This is a genomic window from Martelella sp. NC20 (assembly GCF_013459645.1).
Classification (GTDB): Bacteria; Pseudomonadota; Alphaproteobacteria; order Rhizobiales; family Rhizobiaceae; genus Martelella.
The window spans coordinates 4,036,944-4,057,092 of sequence record NZ_CP054861.1 but is presented as its reverse complement, the minus strand read 5'-3'; the positions used below and the strand labels follow the sequence as shown (position 1 = coordinate 4,057,092).

Annotated in this window: 17 protein-coding genes; 12 read left to right on the top strand and 5 right to left on the bottom strand. The window is 62.7% G+C overall.

Features of this window, described 5'->3' with window-relative positions:
• Positions 1-118 precede the first annotated feature (118 nt).
• The gene (locus HQ843_RS19455) at positions 119-1,000 is read left to right on the top strand and encodes a DMT family transporter (RefSeq protein WP_180901621.1); all 882 of its coding nucleotides are present in this window, start codon (positions 119-121) and stop codon (positions 998-1,000) included.
• Between the two features lie 96 nt (positions 1,001-1,096).
• Positions 1,097-3,292, top strand: coding sequence for an esterase-like activity of phytase family protein (locus HQ843_RS19450; protein ID WP_180901622.1), 2,196 nt, complete (start codon positions 1,097-1,099; stop codon positions 3,290-3,292).
• A gap of 294 nt (positions 3,293-3,586) precedes the next feature.
• Here HQ843_RS19450 and HQ843_RS19445 read toward each other — a convergent pair whose 3' ends face one another.
• The gene (locus HQ843_RS19445; RefSeq protein ID WP_180901623.1) at positions 3,587-4,573 is read right to left on the bottom strand and encodes an aldo/keto reductase; all 987 of its coding nucleotides are present in this window, start codon (positions 4,571-4,573) and stop codon (positions 3,587-3,589) included.
• Positions 4,574-4,703: 130 nt separating this feature from the next.
• Between HQ843_RS19445 and HQ843_RS19440 the strand changes: the two genes are divergently transcribed.
• Positions 4,704-5,936, top strand: coding sequence for a metallophosphoesterase family protein (locus HQ843_RS19440; protein WP_180901624.1), 1,233 nt, complete (start codon positions 4,704-4,706; stop codon positions 5,934-5,936).
• Positions 5,937-5,939: 3 nt separating this feature from the next.
• Complete coding sequence (locus HQ843_RS19435) at positions 5,940-9,374, top strand: ATP-binding protein (protein ID WP_180901625.1); 3,435 nt, start codon at positions 5,940-5,942, stop codon at positions 9,372-9,374.
• Between the two features lie 2 nt (positions 9,375-9,376).
• On the opposite strand, the gene HQ843_RS19430 is transcribed toward HQ843_RS19435, so the two are convergent.
• The 4 genes from HQ843_RS19430 to HQ843_RS19415 form a co-directional block, all read right to left on the bottom strand.
• A complete protein-coding gene (locus HQ843_RS19430; RefSeq protein WP_180901626.1) occupies positions 9,377-9,889 on the bottom strand; it encodes an MgtC/SapB family protein in 513 nt (170 codons plus the stop codon).
• A 2-nt stretch (positions 9,890-9,891) separates the two neighbouring features.
• Positions 9,892-10,317 (bottom strand): HIT family protein, encoded by a 426-nt coding sequence (locus tag HQ843_RS19425; protein ID WP_180903282.1) that lies wholly within the window; start codon positions 10,315-10,317, stop codon positions 9,892-9,894.
• 3 nt (positions 10,318-10,320) lie between these two features.
• A complete protein-coding gene (locus tag HQ843_RS19420; RefSeq protein WP_180901627.1) occupies positions 10,321-11,520 on the bottom strand; it encodes a GNAT family N-acetyltransferase in 1,200 nt (399 codons plus the stop codon).
• Positions 11,521-11,675: 155 nt separating this feature from the next.
• A complete protein-coding gene (locus tag HQ843_RS19415) occupies positions 11,676-12,404 on the bottom strand; it encodes a glycerophosphodiester phosphodiesterase family protein (RefSeq protein ID WP_180901628.1) in 729 nt (242 codons plus the stop codon).
• Between the two features lie 183 nt (positions 12,405-12,587).
• On the opposite strand from HQ843_RS19415, the gene HQ843_RS19410 reads away from it, so the two are divergent.
• The 8 genes from HQ843_RS19410 (at position 12,588) to rseP (ending at position 19,839) form a co-directional block, all read left to right on the top strand.
• Positions 12,588-13,400, top strand: coding sequence for an EipB family protein (locus HQ843_RS19410; protein WP_180901629.1), 813 nt, complete (start codon positions 12,588-12,590; stop codon positions 13,398-13,400).
• Between the two features lie 224 nt (positions 13,401-13,624).
• On the top strand, positions 13,625-14,434 hold the full coding sequence (gene rpsB, locus HQ843_RS19405) for a 30S ribosomal protein S2 (RefSeq protein ID WP_180901630.1): 810 nt from the start codon (positions 13,625-13,627) through the stop codon (positions 14,432-14,434).
• Between the two features lie 253 nt (positions 14,435-14,687).
• Positions 14,688-15,614, top strand: a complete 927-nt coding sequence (gene tsf / locus HQ843_RS19400) for a translation elongation factor Ts (RefSeq protein ID WP_180901631.1) — start codon at positions 14,688-14,690, stop codon at positions 15,612-15,614.
• Positions 15,615-15,733: 119 nt separating this feature from the next.
• Complete coding sequence (pyrH, locus tag HQ843_RS19395) at positions 15,734-16,453, top strand: UMP kinase (protein WP_180901632.1); 720 nt, start codon at positions 15,734-15,736, stop codon at positions 16,451-16,453.
• 42 nt (positions 16,454-16,495) lie between these two features.
• Positions 16,496-17,056 carry a ribosome recycling factor gene (frr, locus tag HQ843_RS19390; RefSeq protein WP_180901633.1) on the top strand — a complete coding sequence of 187 codons (561 nt, stop codon included), beginning with the start codon at positions 16,496-16,498 and terminating at the stop codon, positions 17,054-17,056.
• A 34-nt stretch (positions 17,057-17,090) separates the two neighbouring features.
• Positions 17,091-17,837: an isoprenyl transferase gene (locus tag HQ843_RS19385; protein WP_180901634.1), complete on the top strand. Its 747-nt coding sequence runs from the start codon at positions 17,091-17,093 to the stop codon at positions 17,835-17,837.
• The gene (locus HQ843_RS19380) at positions 17,837-18,712 is read left to right on the top strand and encodes a phosphatidate cytidylyltransferase (protein ID WP_180901635.1); all 876 of its coding nucleotides are present in this window, start codon (positions 17,837-17,839) and stop codon (positions 18,710-18,712) included. The genes HQ843_RS19385 and HQ843_RS19380 overlap by 1 nt, the downstream gene beginning before the upstream one ends.
• Positions 18,713-18,744: 32 nt before the next feature.
• Positions 18,745-19,839, top strand: coding sequence for an RIP metalloprotease RseP (gene rseP / locus HQ843_RS19375; protein ID WP_180903520.1), 1,095 nt, complete (start codon positions 18,745-18,747; stop codon positions 19,837-19,839).
• Positions 19,840-20,149 lie beyond the last annotated feature (310 nt).

Genomic DNA, 20,149 nt, shown 5'->3' with positions numbered 1-20,149 from the left:
GCGCCGTCACCTCTGCTTTCGGCCCGAACGTTGAACGCGCGAACCGGCTTGCCCGCGGGAGGCAAGTTCTTTACCTGTGGCATCAGTCTGTGCTCGTGCTGAAGGGGCTGTCGCACTTATGGGTAAGGTAATCTCCCGCTCGCCTGCTTTGACCGGCGCTTTCTGGATGGTGCTCGCCGGCGTGGTTTACGCGGCCGGCAATGTGTTGATCCAGCAGGTGACGATGAATATGGGGTTTGCGGCGTCATCGGTCGCGTTCTGGCAATATGGCATCGCGCTGGTGTTTGCGGTGCCCTATCTCTGGCGCACCGGGCTTTCGGTGATGAAAACCAGCTATCCATGGCAGCATGTCTTTCGGGTGGCGCTCTCCGCGCTCGGGGTGCAGGCCTGGGCTATCGGCCTTGCCTCGGTTCCGATCGGCCAGGCGATCGCGCTGGTCATGACCTCGCCGTTCTTCATCATCGTCGGGGCAAAACTGTTTCTGGGCGAGACGGTCGGGCCGTCACGCTGGATCGCGACGGCGGTGGGGTTCACCGGCGCGCTGCTGATCCTTCAGCCCTGGTCGGAAAGCTTCACCTGGGCGGCGCTGCTGCCGGTCGCCTCGGCGCTTCTGTGGGGCGGAACCTCGCTGATCACCAAGCGGCTGACGGCGCATGAGAAGCCCGAATCGATCACCGTCTGGCTGTTGATGCTGCTGACCCCGATAAACGCACTGGTCGCCGTTGGCGGCGGCTTTGCCGTGCCCATGGGCGATGCGATCTGGATCATGCTCGCGCTCGGCCTGCTGACGGCGCTTGCGCAATATTTCCTGACGCTCGCCTATTCGAGCGCGGACGCGGCCTATGTCCAGCCCTTCGACGACCTGAAACTGCCGCTCAACGTGCTCGGCGGCTGGCTGGTTTTCGGCTATGCGCCGGATACGCTGTTCTGGCTCGGCGGCGTGATGATCCTCACCGCCTCGCTTTCAATCATGCTGATCGAGCGCCGAAGGGAGCGGTAGCAGGGGGTTGTCACCATCCTGTCATCGCCGCGTAATCCTGCTGTCACACGTCTCGCGCAGAACCCTGCTGATAACTTGACCTTGGAGGGTTTATCTATGCGATTCCGTCTCACCGGTGCGGCTCTGAGCGCCGCACTGCTGGCTTCCGCCGCGTTCCCGGCCGCCGCCGAACCCGTCTTCAACCGTATCGCGGTGTTCAACGTCGCCGGCAACCTGCCCGCCGACATGGATCCGGTGACCGAAACCTCTGCGGAAATCATCGCCGCGAGCGAGGACGGCAACACGCTGATCTATTCCGACAGCCCGCTTGGCGCCCTCGGCTTTGTCGACATCACCGATCCGAAAGCGCCGGCTGCTCTCGGGATCCTCAAGCTTGACGGCGAGCCGACCTCGGTTGCCGTTTCAGGTTCCAAGGCGCTGGTCGGCGTCAACACCTCGGAAAGCTACACCGCGCCGTCGGGTTTCATCGGCGTTGTCGATATCGCCTCGCGCACGCTTGAAAGCCAGTGCGATCTCGGCGGCCAGCCCGATTCCGTCGCCGCCTCTCCGGATGGCTCGATCGTTGCCATCGCGATCGAAAACGAACGCGACGAAGACCTGAACGACGGCGAGATCCCGCAGATGCCGGCCGGCGATCTGGTGATCATTTCGCTGAATGACGGCGTTGCCGACTGCGCCACGATCAAGCATGTCGCCATGACCGGCTTTTCCGAAATGGTTGCCCCGACGGATCCCGAGCCGGAATTCATCGATATCAACGCCGACAACGAAATCGTGCTGACGCTGCAGGAAAACAACGGCATCGCCATCATCGACGGCAATACCGGCGAGGTGAAGAACCATTTCTCCGCCGGCTCCGTCGACATCAGCGGCATCGATACCGAAAAGGATGGCCGGCTTGATTTCACCGGTTCGCTTTCCGGCGTCGCCCGCGAGCCCGACACCGTCAAATGGCTCGACAATGATCGCTTCGCCATCGCCAATGAGGGCGACTACAAGGGCGGTTCGCGCGGCTTCTCGATCTTCTCCGATTCCGGCGAACTGCTTTACGAATCCGGCGCCTCGTTCGAGCGCGCCGTTGCCTCGATCGGCCATTTCCCGGACAAGCGCGCCGGCAAGAAGGGCGTCGAGCCCGAGGGCCTGATCAAGGGAACGTTCGGCGACACCGACTATCTGTTCGTGCTGTCCGAGCGCGCCTCCGTCGTCGGCGTTTACGACGACAGCACCGCCGATGCGCCCGAACTCGTGCAGCTTCTGCCGTCCGGTCTTTCGCCGGAAAGCGGCGTTGCCATTCCCGGCCGCAATCTGCTGGTCACCGCCAACGAGACCGATCTCGGACCCGATGGCGGCGTGCGGTCGCATGTGATGCTCTATGCCTACGAGGATGCGGAGGCCAATTATCCGCAGATCGTTTCCGATCTCACCCGCGATCCGCTGATCGGCTTCGGCGCGCTTTCGGGCCTTGCCGCAGATCCTTCTGACGCCGGCAAGCTCTATGCCGTCAATGACAGCTTCTATTCCGGTCAGCCGTCGATCTTCATCATCGATGCCGCGCGGAAGCCGGCGATGATCACCGATGTCATCCGCGTCACCCGCGACGGCGCTCCGGCTGAAAAGCTCGACCTCGAAGGCGTTGCGGTTGATGGCAAGGGCGGCTTCTGGCTCGCCTCGGAAGGCAATCCCGACAAGGAGGTGCCGCATGCGGTCTACCATGTCGACGGAACCGGCGCGATCACCGAGACCATCGACCTGCCGGAGGCCCTGCTTGCGGCCCAGACCCGCTTCGGCATGGAAGGCATCACCACGGTTGGCGAAGGCGATGACCTGACGTTGTGGATGGCGGTGCAGCGCGAATGGGGCGACGACGAAAAGGGCTTCGTCAAGCTTATCGCCTACAAGCCGGCTACTCAGGAATGGGGCGCGGTGGCCTATCCGCTGGAAACCGCTGAAAAGGGCTGGGTCGGTCTGTCCGAGATCACGGCCAACGGCGACAGCGTCTATATCGTCGAACGCGACAACCAGATCGGCGACGCGGCCGGCCTGAAGAAGCTCTACAAGGTCGCCCTTGCCGACATGAAGCCTGCGCCGATCGGCTCCACGCTGCCGGTTGTCGAAAAGCAGGAAGCGGCCGATCTTCTGCCGCTGATGAAATCCGCCTCCAACGGTTTCGTCGTCGACAAGATCGAGGGCTTCACCATCGCCGCCGACGGCACGGCCTATGCCGTGACCGACAATGACGGCGTCGACGATTCCTCCGGCGAGACGCTGTTCTTCACGGTCTCGCTGAACTGATCGTTACCGATTGCAAAATGAGAGAGGCCGGGCTTTGTCGCCCGGCCTTTCTGTTTGTTGACAAGCCCGAAAGCGTTACGCCGTCGCCTCCCACTCAGCCGTCACCCCGGACTTGATCCGGGGTCCAGGGCGTTGCGACGGGCGGATCATAGAGACAAGGCGCGTCGCAAAGGGCTACTATGCGGCCCTGGATGCCGGCTCAGGGCCGGCATGACGGACGAGCTTGGGGAGGGGCTTTGTCAGCAGTCCGGGCGTCGAGCCTCGGCCTTTCGGGCTCCGGTGCGTGCCGCGCCTCTACCAGCGCTGGTGCACATGGGGCGCGATGCGGGTGCGGTAGATTTCATCCATCGCCGCCATCACCTCGGCGCCGATGACCGGCAGGTCGGACGCGGCGGCATTGGCTTTCGCCTGGTCGGCATTGCGCGCTCCGGGGATGGCGACCGTCACGGCATCGTTCATCAGGATCCAGCGCAGCGCGAACGCGGCCATGGCGGCGCCGCGCGGCACATGCTTTCGGACTTCCTCGACGGCATCGAGCGCGATCTCGAAGGGCACGCCGGCAAAGGTTTCGCCGACATCGAAGGCATCGCCATTGCGGTTGAAATTGCGGTGGTCGGCGCTGTCGAAGACGGTGTCGCGGGTGATCTTGCCCGAAAGCAGCCCGCTTGCGAGCGGCACGCGCACGATCACGGCAATGTTCCTGCGCTTTGCCTCCGGGAAGAACAGCGCGGCCGGACGCTGGCGGAAGATGTTGTAGATGATCTGGACGCTGGCGACGCCCGGAAACTCGATCGCCTTCAGCGCCTCTTCGACCTTTTCGACGCTGACGCCGTAATTGGCGATCTTGCCCTTGGCCTTCAGCGCGTCGAGCGCCTCGAACACGTCCGGACGATAAAACGCTTCGGTCGGCGGGCAGTGGAGCTGTACGAGATCCAGCCGTTCCATCTTCAGGTTTTTCAGGCTGCGGTCGACGAAGCCTTCGAGGTTTTCCAGGTTGTAACCATCGGCGGTGTGCGGATCGAGCCGGCGTCCGGCCTTGGTGGCGACGAACGGCTTCTGGCCGCCGCGATTTGCAAGCACGTCGGCGATGATTTTCTCGGAGCGGCCATCGCCGTAAACATCGGCCGTATCGATGAAATTGATGCCCGAATCGAGTGCGGCGTGAAGGGCCGCGCGGCCGTCATCTTCGCTCACCGAACCCCAGCTTCCGCCGATCTGCCAGGCGCCGAAGCCGATATTCGAAACGGGCCGTCCGGTGCGGCCGAAATTGTGATAGTGCATGATATCCTCCGGTGGTGGCCCATCCCTTGGAAAATGCGGATGGGATAAAGCGCCGGACCGGCGCTTTGGGGTTGAAGTGTCGTTGCGAACTCTTTTACCCCTTTGAGGTGAGAAGACAAATGAGGGAACCTTGACCAGCTTCCGTTTCATCCATGCCGCCGACCTGCACCTTGGAAGTCCCCTTTCAGGGTTGGCGCTGAAGGACCGGCAGATTGCCGAGCGCTTTGCCGCCGCCGGCCGCGACGCCTTCACGGCGCTGATCGATTGCGCGATCGAGCAGGCTGTCGATTTCATGGTGATTGCCGGCGACGTCTATGACGGCGCATGGCGCGACAACAGCGTCGGCCTGTTCTTCAACCGCGAGATCGCCCGGCTTTCGCGCGCCGCGATCCCGGTCTATTTCCTGCGCGGCAACCATGATGCCGAAAGCATCGTCACCCGCACGATCGCGATGCCGGACGGCGTTCACGAATTTTCGACGCGGCATCCCGAGACGTTCATCATCGAGGGGCTGAAAGTGGCGCTGCACGGCCAGGGCTTCGCCGATCGCGTGGCCGGCGATAACCTGGCGCTTGCCTATCCGCCGGCGGTCGCCGGCCATTTCAACATCGGCGTGCTGCACACATCGCTTTCGGGGCGGCCGCCGCATGCCGTCTATGCGCCGTGCACCCCGGCAGATCTCGCCTCGCGCGGCTATGATTACTGGGCGCTCGGCCATGTCCATGCCTTCGAGGAGGTCTCCGCCGATCCGCTGACGCTCTATCCCGGCAATCTCCAGGGCCGCAATATCCGCGAGACCGGTGACAAGGGCGCTGTCCTTGTGACGGTCGAGGACGGCGCGCCCCGCTATCAGCGCATCATCCTCGACCGCGCCCGTTTCGAGGCCGTTTCCGTCACGATTGAGCCCGGCATGCGCGAAAGCGATATCCTGCAGGCGGTGGAGGCAGCACTTGCCGCACTTTCGGAGGCGGCGGATGCGCGGCCGGTGGCGTTGCGGCTCACGCTTGCCGGCGCCCATGGTAATGCCCACCGGATGATTGCCGCGCATGGCGAGTGGCACGACGACCTCCAGGCCGCCTGCCAGCGGGTTCACGCCGATCTGTGGCTGGAAAAACTGGTGCTCGCGCTGGCCGCGCCCGAAGCCTCTCCCCGCCTTGCCCGGGAAAATGATCTCGACATCGAGGCCATGATCGATGCTCTCGTCGGTGATGAGGCGATCCGGACCGAAATCGAGGGGCTGATCGACGAAATCGCGGTGAAGCTTCCCGGCGGCGTCAATGCAAAGGACGAGGCGTTCTCAACATCGCGCACGGATCTGCTGGCGGATGCCCGCGCCATTCTTGCCGCCCGGCTCGAGGGCTGAACGATGCGTTTCCTGTCGCTCGATCTCATCCGCTACGGCCACTTCACCGACCGCGCCATCGCCTTCCGCCCCGACGCCGGGCTCCATGTCGTCTACGGCCCGAACGAAGCCGGAAAATCCTCGGCGCTTGCAGCCTTTTCCGATCTGCTGTTCGGGTTTCCCGACCGCAATGTCGGCTATGATTTCATGCATCCCGCGCGCGATCTGCGCCTTGGGGCCACTTTGCGCGCGCGGGAGGGGGGCGAACTCGCTTTTCGTCGGCGCAAGGGCCGGAGCAACACATTGCTCGATGCATCCACCGAGGCCGCGCTCAACGACGATGCGCTATCCGTCTTTCTCGGCAGTCTCGACCGCGCCGTTTTCGAACGCGCCTTCGGCCTTGATTCGGCAAGGCTTAGGGCCGGCGCCGACGAGATGCTGGCCGATGGCGGCGAGATCGGCCAGATGCTGTTTTCCGCGGCTTCCGGGCTGACGGGGCTACGCTCGGCGAGCGAGGCGCTGGCAACGGAAGCCGATGGCATCTACGCCCCGCGCAAATCGCAGAACCGCAGTTTCTACCAGGCGCTCGACCGTTACGACGAAGCCCGAAAGGTCGAACGCGAGCGTCAGCTCAACGCCAGCGACTGGACCGCGCTGCTGAAGGAGGAGCGCGATATCGAACAGGCTTTCGCTGTGGTCGAGGACCGGCAATCGCAGCGGGCGCGGCGGATCGGCGAGCTTGAACGGTTGCAGCGGCTGCGCGGGCTGCTGGGCGAGATCGACGGGCATGGCGCGGCACTTGCGGAATTTTCCGATATCGACGCGATTGATGACAGTATCGGCGAGGAGCTCGGTGACCTCGAGACCCGCCGCGTCCGGCTGGTTGAACAGATAGAGGCCAAGGAGGCCAGACAGACGGACGGGCGGCGGGAGCTGGAGGCGCTTGTCGTCGACGACGCGCTTATGGCACGCCGTGCCGAAATCGGCCGGTTGCAGGCAGAGAGCGGGCTTTACGAACAGGCGATCGAGATCATGCCGCGCCGGCAGCATGAATTGCGCGATACCGAGGCGAAACTTCACGACGCTGCCGTCCAGCTCGGATTTTCTTCGATCGATGTTCTGGAAAAGACTTTTCCGAACAAGCTTTTGCGGTCTGAATTTGAAGCAGTTGTGGAGCAGATGAGAGAGCAGGGCCGGACCCGCCGTGCGGCGGAAAACGCTCTCTTGGAAAACCGCGAGACGCTGGCGCGGCTGGAACAGCAACATGGCGAGGGCCACCTGCGCGATCCCGCGCCGCTACGCAAAAGCTATGAGGCGTTGCGCGACGATCTTGCCGGCATAAGAGAGGCGGAAACGCTCGAAGCGGAGATCGCCGGCAAGGAACGCGTTCTCCATGAGCAGGCCGGCAGCCTGCGTCCGGCGGTGACCGACATTCTGTTCCTCCGGGGTGGCGATCTTCCCGCCGAGGCGGCGTTGAAAGCCGCGCGTGATGATATCGCCTCGGCGAAGTCGGCGCTTGCCGATTGCGACAATGGGCTTGCGAAGATCGACGAGGAATGCAGGCGTCTGGAAGCGTTGCTGACTGAGGATCGCGAGGCCGGGCCTGTCCCGACCCGTACGGCGATCGACGCGGCCCGGGCAGAGCGCGACCGGCTGTTCGAAACGCTTTCCGGGGATGGCAGGACCGACGCTTATGCCGATGCCGTCCGCGCGGCGGACCGTCTCGCCGACAATGCGCTTGACGACGCCGAGCGGGTGGCGCGCCATGCCGACAATCTCCGCCGGCTGGAACGGGAGACCGTACAGAGGCAGCAAGGCGCGGAAAAGCGAGAGGCCGCTCTCCTGGCTGTGGCGCAGGCGCAGGCGGATTATGAGGCGCTGTTTTCAGGGCTCGACATTGCGCCCGCTGCCCCTGAGGCGATGATCGAATGGTGCCGGCGGGCGGAGGCGCTGCTTGAGGCGCGGACAGCGCTGCTTTCGCTGAAAGACAGGAAGGTGGTTCTCGACCGGAACAACGAGGCGCTGCGCGCTGCGCTGGTCAAGCTCGCTGAAAATCTCGGCACGGATACGTCGCTGCCGCTCGGCGCGCTCGCCCGCGATGTCAACACGTCGCTCGACCGTCTCGGCGAACGCTGGGCGGAAGCGCGAGAACATGCCGGCGCATTGAAGGCGGCGCGGCAGGCGATCGAGAAGGGACAGGAGCAGCTTGCGCTGTTGCAAGCCGGGGAGAAGGCCGTGGCCGCGCGGTTTGCCGCAAGTCTCGCCGGTGTCGGCCTGCCGGGCGAAACCGGCCTTGCCGGCGCGGAGGCAGCACTTGCCCTCTGGGCCGACCTGCCATCGCTTCTGGCCACGCGCACGCGGCTGGCCCGGGAGGTCGAGGCCGATGGCAAGCGGATCACGGCGTTCGAAGGCGAGGCCCGGAAACTGGCGGAAGCCGTGGCGGCGGATATCGCGGGGGAACCGGCGACGCGTATCGTCAAGGTCCTTGCCGAGCGCGCCGCCGATCACGCCGAACGCGCAGTGAAGCGGGCGACGCTCAGGGAAAGCGCCGAGCGGCTTCGTCTTGAGCTTGAAGCCGATACGCTAGAACGGGCGAGGGTGGACAGCCGGATCGCGGCCATCGCTTCGACGCTGCCGGCAGGGGTCGTAATCGATGGCCTTTCGGCGCGGCTGCGGCAGCGGGCGCTTTTGCGGCAAGCTCTGGCGGAGGCACGGCATCGGTTTTCCGGGATCGGCGACGGGGCCTCGGTGGAGGATATCCGGGCGCTGGCCGAAACGCTGGACGAGATCGACTGCCGGCAGGAGCTCGAACATCTGAAGGCCGATGCCGAGGAGGACAAGGCGGAGATCGAGGCGTTGCGGGAACGGCGCACGGCACTGCGTCACCGCAAACAGGCGCTGGAAGCGGGCGAGGGCAGCGAGACCGCCGCCTTCGATCGCGTCTCGGCCGAGGCTGAAGCGCAGGCGCTTGCCCGTCAATGGGTGGTGCTGAAGCTTGCCGGGCGTCTGCTCGACAGCGCGCTGGAGCGCTATCGCGAGGGCCGGGCCGATCCCATTCTGGCGGCTGCAGGACGGCACTTCAAAACCCTGACCCGCGACAGTTTCGAGGGACTTTCGCAGGCTTATGGCGAGCATGATGCACTGGTGCTCTCAGCCGTGCGCGCCGGCGGCGGCGAGGTGCAGGTGGAAGGGCTGAGCGACGGTACGCGCGATCAGCTCTATCTCGCGCTCAGGCTTGCCTTTCTGGAGGATTACGCCAGCCGCAACGAACCGGCGCCGCTGATCGTCGACGATATCTTCCAGACGTTCGATGACGCCCGCGGTGCCGCCGGCCTCAATGCGCTTGCCGGCCTCGCAGGGCTGCAGACCATCCTCTTCACCCATGAGACGAGCATGGTGGATATCGCCCGAAGGGAACTGGGTGAGAGTGCCGATATCATCACACTGGAGCGAAGCTGACCTTATTCTTCAGTCTCTTCGTCCAAGCCCTTGCGTTTGCTTAGATTTGTCGCGAATTCCAGACGCCTGAGCAGGAAAAGAACGATAAGGCCGAGCAGGGAGGCGAATATGCCGAGGCTCCACAGGCCGAGACCGATCGTCAGCCCGATCGCGCCGGAAAACCAGAGACCGGCTCCGGTCGTCAGACCCTTCACCGTGCCTTTCTGCATGAATACGATGCCGGCGGCCAGAAAGGCGACGCCTTCGGTGATCGATTGGACGACGCGGGTGGGATCGACCCGCAGCACGTCACGGTCGCTGCGCATGATCTCCGGCACCTCGATGGCGACAAGCACGAACAGGGCGGCGGCCATGCTGACCAGAATATGGGTTCTTAGGCCTGCCGGGTGGCGGTGGATTTCGCGCTCGAAGCCGATCAGTCCGCCGAAAATCGCCGCGCCGATCAGCCGGACGAACATCACGATATGATCGGCGGAAAACGCGTTTTGAAACTCTTCGGCCAGATATTGCGTCATGGTCAGGCTTTCAGGGCTGCCAGGATTTTTTCCGCATTGGCCTTCAGCACGGCCGTGTCCTCCATGCCGTCGCCGTGGCGCTTCATTGGCATGTTCTCGTGGCGCGGGACCACGTGGAAATGGAGGTGATAGACGGTCTGGCCTGCGGCTTGCTCGTTGAACTGGCCGATATAGACCCCATCGGCATCGAAGGCCGCCTTCACCGCGCGGGCGAGTTTCTGCACAACCGGCATCGTCTTCGCCAGCACCGCGGGATCGGCGTCGAGCAGGTTGCGCGAGGGCGCGCGCGGGATCACCAGAACATGACCCGGCGCCTGCGGCATCACGTCCATGATCGCCACGGCGTGCTCATCCTCGTACACCCGGATCGAGGGGATTTCGCCGCGCAGCAGTTTGGCGAAGATATTGTCGTTGTCGTAATCGGCCATCCTTCATTCCTCCTCGGTGCGTTCGCCGCCGGGCCTTTTGTAGGGCCCGTGATCGGCGAGAATATCATTGAAACGGGCAACGTCCTCGCGCTCATGGTCGAGAAAATCGGCAACCGCGCGTCTGAGCCCTTCATGGGCGATATAGTGCGCGGAATGGGTGGTGACAGGGAGGTAGCCGCGCGCCAGCTTGTGTTCGCCCTGGGCGCCGGCTTCGACCCGCTTCAACCCATGGGCGATCGCATAGTCGATCGCCTGGTGATAGCAGACCTCGAAATGCAGGAAGCGATGGTCCTCGATGCAGCCCCAGTGGCGTCCGTAAAGCGCGTCCGAGCCGATGAAGTTGATCGCGCCGGCGATATAGCGTCCCTCACGCTTCGCCATCACCAGCAGCACGTCCTTGGCCATGCGCTCGCCGATCAGTGAATAGAATGCGCGGGTGAGATAGGGTCGCCCCCATTTGCGGCTGCCGGTGTCGATGTAGAAGGTGAAGAACTGGTCCCAGATTTCCTCGGTCAGGTCGGAACCGGTGAGCCAGTCGATCTCGATCCCGGCTTCGAGCGCGGTCCGGCGCTCCTTCTTCAGCGCCTTGCGCTTGCGCGAGGCGAGCGTGTCGAGGAAGGCGTCGTAGCTGTCGTAACCGGGATTGACGAAATGGAACTGCTGGTCGGTGCGGTGGAGATAGCCCGCCTGCTCGAATATGCCGATTTCGCCTTCGGGAATGAAGGTGACATGGGTGGAGGATATGCCGAGCCGGTCGTTGACGGCCTGAAGCCCCTCGGCCAGCACCTTGGCGACCGTCGCATGATCGTAGCCGTCACGGACGAGCAGATGCGGCGCGGTCGCGGGCGTGAACGGCAGCGAGGCCTGGAGCTTCGGGTAGTAGCGCCCGCCCGCCCGCTCGAATGCATCGGCCCAGCCGTGATCGAAGACATATTCGCCCTGGCTGTGGTTCTTCAGGTAGCAGGACACCGCGCCGATCAGGCGTCCATCCTCGGTTTCCAGCAGTAGATGATGGCCGAGCCAGCCGGTTTCGGCCGTGGCCGAGCCCGATTGCTCCAGCGCCGACAGGTAGGCGTGAGACAGAAACGGACTGTAGAACCCGCCGCCGTCAAGCGAGGGCGTGGTCGCGGCAAGGCTGTCCCATGCCCCGCGATCGATGTTCGCGAAGCTGTTTTCAATACGGATCTGCAGGTTTTCGCTCAAGAAATCTCTCGGAATGCGGTCTTGGAACTGGAGCATCGGGCGATCAGTTGGCATCGCCCGATGCTCCGGATTCTTTGTTTTGACGCGTCGGGCGAAAAACCGGTTTCCACTTTTTCGCCCGACGCTCTGTCTGTTTTGCCGTGGCTTCGCGGATGTCAGGCGTCTGACTGCGAACTGCTCTGGCGCGGATCGAAACCCTCGAATGTCATCTGGTCGGCGTTTTGAAATGTATGCCGGCGGGCCTCTTCGTTCCGCACCGTCCAGGTGATGACCGGCACGCCCTTTTCCCGAAGTCCGGCAACGAATTCATTGGGAAGATGATCGTAATAATAGGAGACGAAATCAAGGCCGATCGCGAAGGCTTTGCGATGGGCCGCCAGTGCTTCTTCGCTTCTGCCCTCGGCCGTGAGGCCGAGAGGCCGCGAGCTACCGGCATTTTTGAGAGCGGAGAGAAGGGCGACGTCGAAGCTCATCAGCGCGACCGCGCCGTCGTAGCCCGCAAGAGCGGCGAGCGTCGCTTCGGCAAAGGCCGCCGGATCTGCGGGGCTCGCCTTCAGTTCGATCACCAGCGGCACCTTGCCGCCGCAGGCATCGAGAAGATCCGCAAGCGCCGGGATCGTGGCCGTCGTTCCTCCAACGGCAATGGACCGGGCCTCGGCGGCCGTCAGGTGTTCGATTTCGCCGTTTCGCCCGCAAAGGCGCTCAAGGTCGTCGTCGTGAAACACCATCGGAACGCCATCGGCGGACATGTGGATATCGCATTCGATCGCGAAATCCGCATCAATCGCGCGCTGAAAGGCGGGCAGGGTGTTTTCCCAGATCGCGCGGTTCATGTCGTGATAGCCGCGATGGGCGATCGGGTGGGCTGTCAGCCATGCGAGCATCAGGCGTTTTCCGGGATAGCATCGATTTCGGCGGGCGCGGCGGCTTCCGGCGGCGTGATCGAGCGCGCCTCGAGCCCTTCGGCGATGGTGTCAGACATTTTCTGCTCCAGATGTGTTCGGATGAAGATTGGCAGAGCAGGGACTTTTCTATACCATCGGCATTCAAAACCAAGGGGAATATCGATGCGGACATTGGCAGTGACCGGAATTTTCTGCACCACGCTCGCGCTGACGGCGGAGGCAGGCATGCCGCCCGCCGCCAAGGTGACGCTCGAGCCCCACCGCGCGGTCTACGATCTGTCGCTGGCCTGGGCTTCCGGCCAGTCCGGCATCGAAGGCTTGCACGGCCGTTTCGTCTATTCCTTCACCGGCACGCCCTGCGAAGGCTACGTCACGGAAATGCGGATGGTGACGGATATCGCCCGCGAGCACGGGCCGATGGTGACCGACCAGATTTCCTCATCCTTCGAGGATCTGGAAAAGGGCGCCTTCAGTTTTTCCAGCAAGATGTTTTCCGATTTCAACCTGCAATCGGAAACCGCCGGCGAAGCCAATCGCACCGATAATCGCATGATTGCGCTGAAGCTTGGCGGGCAGAGTCCGTTGGATATCGGCAAGGCTGAATTCCCGACGGAATATCTTGCCCATGTCATCGACGCGGCGGTTGCCGGCAAGCGCGTCTACGAGGCGGCCTCCTTCGACGGGTCGGGCCAGGATGTGATGCGCGCGGTCACGCTGATCGGGGATCGGGAGAAGGGCGATGGCAACGGGCCCGACGGATGGCCGATCACCACCGCCTATTTTCCGATATCATCGCATGATGGTGACCAGATGCCTGATTATACCGTTTCCATGACGCTCGCGGAAAACGGCGTCAGCCGCGATCTGCTGATGGATTTTGGCAATTTCAAAATGGCCGGCCGCCTCGACAAGCTCGAAATGCTTGATCCCGCCGATTGCGAAGACCTACCGACGACGGCCGCCTCGCGCCGCTGAGCACCGAACAGGAGAGCCTCTGGCAATCCGGATCGCAGCTTGCCGGCTGGCGCTCTAAATCGCCGCGACACTTGCATTCCGTTCGAAAACAGGCTATCGCGCCCGCATTCCACACGCAGGCCATGGGGTGTTCCGGGAGAAATCCGGTGCGCTCCGCCGGTGCCGGACAGGGTTCTGTCCGTTCTCAGGTCTGCGGAGGTTCAACCGGAAAAAGGAGACAGGCAATGGCATTGCCCGACTTTACCATGCGCCAGCTGCTTGAGGCAGGCGTCCATTTTGGTCACCAGACCCACCGCTGGAACCCGAAGATGAAGCCCTACATCTTTGGTGACCGCAACAATATCCACATCATCGACCTCGCGCAGACCGTGCCGATGCTGCAGCGCGCCCTTCAGGTCGTGTCCGATACCGTTGCCCGCAACGGTCGCGTGCTGATGGTCGGCACCAAGCGTCAGGCTTCGGAAATCGTGGCCGACAGCGCCCAGCGTTCCGCGCAGTACTACGTCAATGCGCGCTGGCTCGGCGGCATGCTGACCAACTGGCGCACGATTTCGAACTCGATCCAGCGCCTGCGCAAGCTCGACGAAATCCTTGCCAATGAAGCGCAGGGCTTCACCAAGAAGGAGCGCCTGAACCTTGATCGCGAGCGTGAAAAGCTCAACCGCGCGCTTGGCGGTATCCGCGACATGGGCGGCGTCCCGGACCTGATCGTGATCATCGACACCAACAAGGAAAAGATCGCGATCGACGAAGCCAAGCGTCTTGGCATTCCGGTCGTGGCCATCGTCGATTCGAACTGCGATCCGGATGAAGTCGACTATCCGATCCCCGGCAATGACGATGCCTCGCGCGCGATCGCGCTTTATTGCGACCTGATCTCGCGCGCCGCCATCGACGGCATCGCCCGTCAGCAGGGCGCTTCGGGCATGGATCTGGGCGCTGCCGCCGAAGCACCGGTCGAGCCGGCGCTTGAAGAGGCACCTGCCGAGGAAGCGCCCGCCGAGGAAGCGGCTGCTGAAAAGCCCGCCGAATAAGGTGGTCGGCTTCAGGTATATGGCCTGAAGCGCCGGAAGACCTGAGCATGGCGGCGTTTTCGACGCCGCCATGGAATTTCGGGAATTGAGGGATGGCCTTCAAATCGGGCCGCCCGATGCATATTTTCATAGCGCCAGCCGAAAAACGGCCTGGCCGTCAGGGGATGAGCTTCATCACCCTGTCACAGACACGGGTACACTCCCGACCGGCGCGCCCGATGGCGCTGCCCAGCGAATGGACGAGAGGCAAGTTATGAGCACGATTACGGCTGCAATGGTGAAGGAACTGCGCGAAAAGAGCGGCGCGGGCATGATGGATTGCAAGAAGGCGCTCGCCGAAACCGGCGGCGACATGGAAGCCGCCATCGACTGGCTGCGCGCCAAGGGCATCTCCAAGGCTGACAAGAAATCCGGCCGCACGGCCGCCGAAGGCCTGATCGGCATTGCCGCCGGCAATGCGGAAGCGGTCGTCGTCGAGGTCAATTCCGAGACCGACTTCGTTGCCCGCAACGACGCCTTCCAGCAGCTCGTCTCCGGCATTGCCGAAGTGGCGCTTGCCACCGATGGTTCCGTCGAGGCCGTTGCCGCCGCCACTTATCCGAAGTCCGGCAAGTCCGTCGCCGACACCATCAAGGACGCGATCGGCACGATCGGCGAGAACATGACGCTGCGTCGTTCCGTCAAGCTTTCGGTCGGCTCCGGCGTTGTCGCGACCTACATGCACAATGCCGTCGGCGATGGTCTCGGCAAGCTCGGCGTTCTGGTCGCCCTCGAATCGGATGGCGACAAGGATGCGCTGAACGCGATCGGCCGTCAGGTCGCCATGCATATCGCGGCGACCAACCCGCTTGCCGTGCGTCCCGAGGAAGTCGATGCCGATGTCGCCGCTCGCGAGCGTTCGGTGTTCCTGGAGCAGGCCAAGGAATCCGGCAAGCCCGCCGCTATCGCCGAAAAGATGGTGGAAGGCCGCATGCGCAAGTTCTTCCAGGAAGTGGCGCTGCTGTCGCAGCAGTTCGTCATCAACCCCGACCTGACCGTCGAACAGGCGGTCAAGGAAGCGGAAAAGGATGCCGGCGCGCCGATCCGGGTTGCGGCAATTGCCCGCCTGGCGCTCGGCGAAGGCGTCGAGAAGGAAGAATCCGACTTCGCGGCGGAAGTTGCCGCAACGGCCAAGGGTTGAGCCTTTCCGGCCGACTGGATCATTTCAGGATAAGCCGTTGAAATGCCGGGGGCGCCGCGTGACATTGCGGCGCCCTTCGTGTATCGGGATGGCATTGCTTTACAAGGGAGTTTGCGGCGTTGACGAAACCGATTTTCAACCGCGTTTTGCTGAAGGTTTCCGGTGAGGCGCTGATGGGCGATCAGGGCTTCGGGATCGATGTCAATGTCGCTGATCGGATCGCTTCGGATATCGCGCAGGTTCGCGCCATGGGCGTTGAAATCGGCATCGTCGTCGGTGGCGGCAATATCTTCCGCGGCGTCGCCGTGGCCTCCAAGGGCGGCGAGCGTGTCACCGGCGATCACATGGGCATGCTTGGCACCGTGATCAACGCGCTGGCGCTCGCGACCTCGCTGCGCAAGATGCAGGTCGACACCGTGGTTCTGTCGGCGATCGCGATGCCGGAAATCTGTCAGTCGTTTTCCCAGCGCGCGACCCGCATGCATATGGAAGCGGGCAGGGTGGTGATCTTCGCCGGCGGTACCGGCAATCCGTTCTTCACCACCGATTCCGCCGCAGCGCTTCGCGCCGCCGAAATCGGCGCCGAGGCGATTTTCAAGGGTACCCAGGTTGATGGCATCTATTCAGCCGATCCGAAAAAGGACCCCGATGCCACCCGCTTCGACGCATTGACCCATCGCCAGGTGCTTGAACGCGGGCTGCAAGTGATGGATGTTGCCGCTGTGGCGGTAGCCCGCGAAAACAGCATACCGATTATCGTTTTTTCGATTCACGAGCGCGGCGGTTTCGGTCAGATCATGGCCGGCGGCGGCCGCAAGACAATCGTAACTGAAGAATGATCACGTGTTGCCTTTTCGGGCATGAGTGACAGGAGACAGATAATGAGCGACCCGACCGACCTGAATGACCTGAAGCGCCGCATGGACGGCGCGATCAACGCCTATATCGGTGATATTACCTCGCTTAGAACCGGGCGGGCATCCGCCAATATTCTTGATCCGGTGCAGGTCGACGCCTATGGTTCGAAGGTGCCGCTCAATCAGGTCGCCAACATCACCGTACCTGAAGCGCGCATGCTTTCGGTCAATATCTGGGACAAGTCGATGGTGAACGCCGTTGACCGCGCGATCCGCGAGTCGCATCTCGGCCTCAATCCGATCATGGACGGCCAGACGCTGAGGATACCGCTTCCGGAACTTAACGAGGAGCGCCGTCGTTCTTTGGTCAAGGTCGCCCATGAATATGCCGAAAAGGCGAGGGTGGCGATCCGTCATGTGCGCCGGGACGGCATGGACGGTTTGAAGAAGGCGGAAAAGGACGGCGATATCAGCCAGGACGACAGCCGCTCGCTTTCCGACGACGTGCAAAAATTGACCGATGAGTCAATTTCCAGAATTGACGACTTGCTCGCAGACAAAGAAAAAGAAATCATGCAGGTTTAAATACTATTATATTTTTAGAACACCGGGCGCGCTCATGAATAAAATCGTAGACCCAGCCATTCCTCGCCACGTCGCGATTATCATGGACGGCAACGGGCGCTGGGCTCTTGGTCGCGGGCTCGGTCGGATATTCGGTCACCGCAAGGGCGTCGAGGCGGTTCGCCGCACGGTCGATGCGGCCCGCGAAAGCGGCATCAGCTATCTGACGCTGTTTGCGTTTTCCTCCGAGAACTGGAAGCGCCCTCCCGACGAAGTCGATGGCATCATGGAACTCATTTCGAGCTTCATCCATCGCGAACTCGACAATTACCATCGCCAGAACATGCGTTTCCAGGTGATCGGTGAGCGCAGCGGATTGGGGCCCAAAGTGCTGAATGCGCTTGAGGTCGCGGAGGAGCGGACCCGCAACAATACCGGTCTTCACGTGATTGTCGCGGTCAATTATGGCGCGCGCGGCGAAATAGCCGGCGCCCTTCGCGCGCTTGCCCGGCAGGTGGCGGAAGGCAAGCTCGACCCGGCCGACATCGATGAAGCGGCGATCAGCGGCAATCTCGATACCGCCGGCCTTCCGGATCCTGATCTCGTCATCCGCACCAGCGGAGAACAACGCCTTTCCAACTTCCTGCTTTGGCAGATGGCCTATTCGGAGCTGGTTTTTCTGCCGTGCAACTGGCCGGACTTTAACCGGGAGCTGTTTTTTGAAGCGCTGTCGGAATATGCCCGGAGGAACCGACGTTTCGGCGCGCTTGCCGAGCCGCAGGTGGCGTTGACGGACACCTGATGACCCATGAATTGAAGCTGCGCATTATTTCGGGAGCCGTTCTCGCGGCGGTGGTTCTGCTGATCACCTGGGTCGGCGGCGGCAGTTTCAACCTGCTTGCGGTCATCATCGGGCTTCTAGTTTTCCACGAATGGCTGGCCATGAGCCGGGCGCGCGACGGGCAGGAGGCCGCCGGCCGCTGGAGCACGCCAGTGCTTGGCGGCTGGGCGGTCATGATCGCCGTTGCCATCCTCACATTGCTCGAGCTTTTCGGGCTCGCGCTCGCGCTTTCCTGCTTCAGCGCCGCGGCTTGCTGGATCTTCGCGCGACGGACCGCCATGCCGTTCTGGTTCGCGGGCGCGCTGATCTATGCCTGCGCCAGCATGATCGCGCTTGCGGTGCTGCGCAACGGCGGCGATGCAGGGCTCTTTGCCATCATGTTTCTGTTCGCCGTGGTCTGGAGCACGGATATCATGGCCTATTTCGTCGGCCGCACCTTCAAGGGGCCGAAGCTTGCGCCATCGATATCGCCGGGGAAGACCTGGTCGGGCGCGGTCGGCGGCGCAGGTTTCGGCGTGGCCGCAGCCCTCACACTGTGCTGGGCCTATGGCGGTTCGCCGACGATCGCGATCGGCATTCTCGCGCTTTTTCTCTCCGTTTGCAGCCAGGCTGGCGATCTGTTCGAATCGGCGTTGAAACGGCGTTGCGGGGTCAAGGATTCCAGCCACCTGATTCCCGGGCATGGCGGCGTGATGGATCGCGTTGACGGCCTCGTCGCCGCTGCATTTGCGATGTATGTTGTCGTCGTTCTCGTGGCGCTTGCCGGACATGATGGCTTTGCGGGCGATATGCTGATGAACTGGAGCGGCCTTGCCGTTCCGACCGATGGAGCCTGATCGTGGAGTTTGCGTTTACCAATGCCCCGGGGATGATCGTTGCCTTTATCGTGGCGATTTCCTTCCTCGTGTTTTTTCACGAACTCGGGCACTATCTGGTCGGGCGCTGGTGCGGCATCCGTATCCTGGCGTTTTCCCTCGGCTTCGGGCCGGAAATCGTCGGGCGCACCGATCGTCACGGAACGCGCTGGAAGCTGTGCGCGATTCCCCTTGGCGGCTATGTCCGGTTTTACGGCGATGACGATGTCGCAAGCCGTCCGGATTTCAAGGGCATGGAATCGCTGCCTGAAGAGGAGCGCGCCCGCACGCTGAATGGCGCGGCGCTGTGGAAGCGCGCCGCCACGGTGGCGGCGGGTCCAATCGCGAATTTCCTGCTGGCGATCGCGATCTTTGCCGTGATCTTCATGGTTTACGGCCGCGCGGTTTCCGATCCTGTTGTCGGCGAGGTGACGCCCGACAGCCCCGCCGCGGCAGCCGGCATCGAGCCGGGCGACGTGATGGCTGCGCTCGACGGCCAGCATATCGATACTTTCGATGCGGTGGTGCGCTATATCAGCGTGCGCCCGGGCGTGCCGGTGGTATTGACCGTCGAGCGGAACGGCGAGGCGGTCGATCTGACGGTGGTGCCGGAGCGGGTGGAGACCGAGGATCGATTCGGCAACGTGATGGAGCTCGGTCGTATCGGCGTCGTGGGGACGCGCGATTCGGGCAATTTCCGTGTCGAACGCTACGGTCCGGTCGCGGCCATCGGCCAGGGCGCGCTTCAGAGCTGGCATATTGCCGTCAGCACCTATGATTATATCGCCAATGTCTTCGCCGGACGGATGAAGGCAGACCAGATCGGCGGGCCGGTGCGGGTGGCGACGATGGCGGGCCAGATGGCCTCGCTCGGTATTGTCGCCTTTGCTAATTTTGCAGCAATTCTTTCGGTTTCGGTCGGCTTGTTCAATCTGTTGCCGGTTCCCATGCTGGATGGCGGTCATCTGATGTTTTACGCGATCGAGGCGGTCCGGGGACGTCCGCTGTCACAACGGGTGCAGGAATTCGCCTTCCGGATCGGTCTCTTTCTGGTGCTGGCGCTGATGGTGTTTGCGACCTGGAACGATACGATCGGGCGTATGAGCTAGGATGAATTTAACCCTTTGACACTGTTTGCTTAACGGCTCGCGGCCTCATATCTTGCCGCGATCGGGTTCTTGTGCGAATGTGGCCTTGCCTTTGGCGTCGGAGATGATAGGAAACGCTTGAGGGAGCATTTCCGTCGTCCTGTTGAGTGTACCGTAGCATTCGGTTTACCATAAACACAAAAGAACGTGGCGATTTGGCCACGCTTGGGGCGGAAGTTGCATCTGAAGGGCGGCTTTCTATTGCGTGGGGATGCGAAGTCTTTAGAACTAAGACCTCGTTGCCGAAAACCGCTTATACCGAGCGATTATA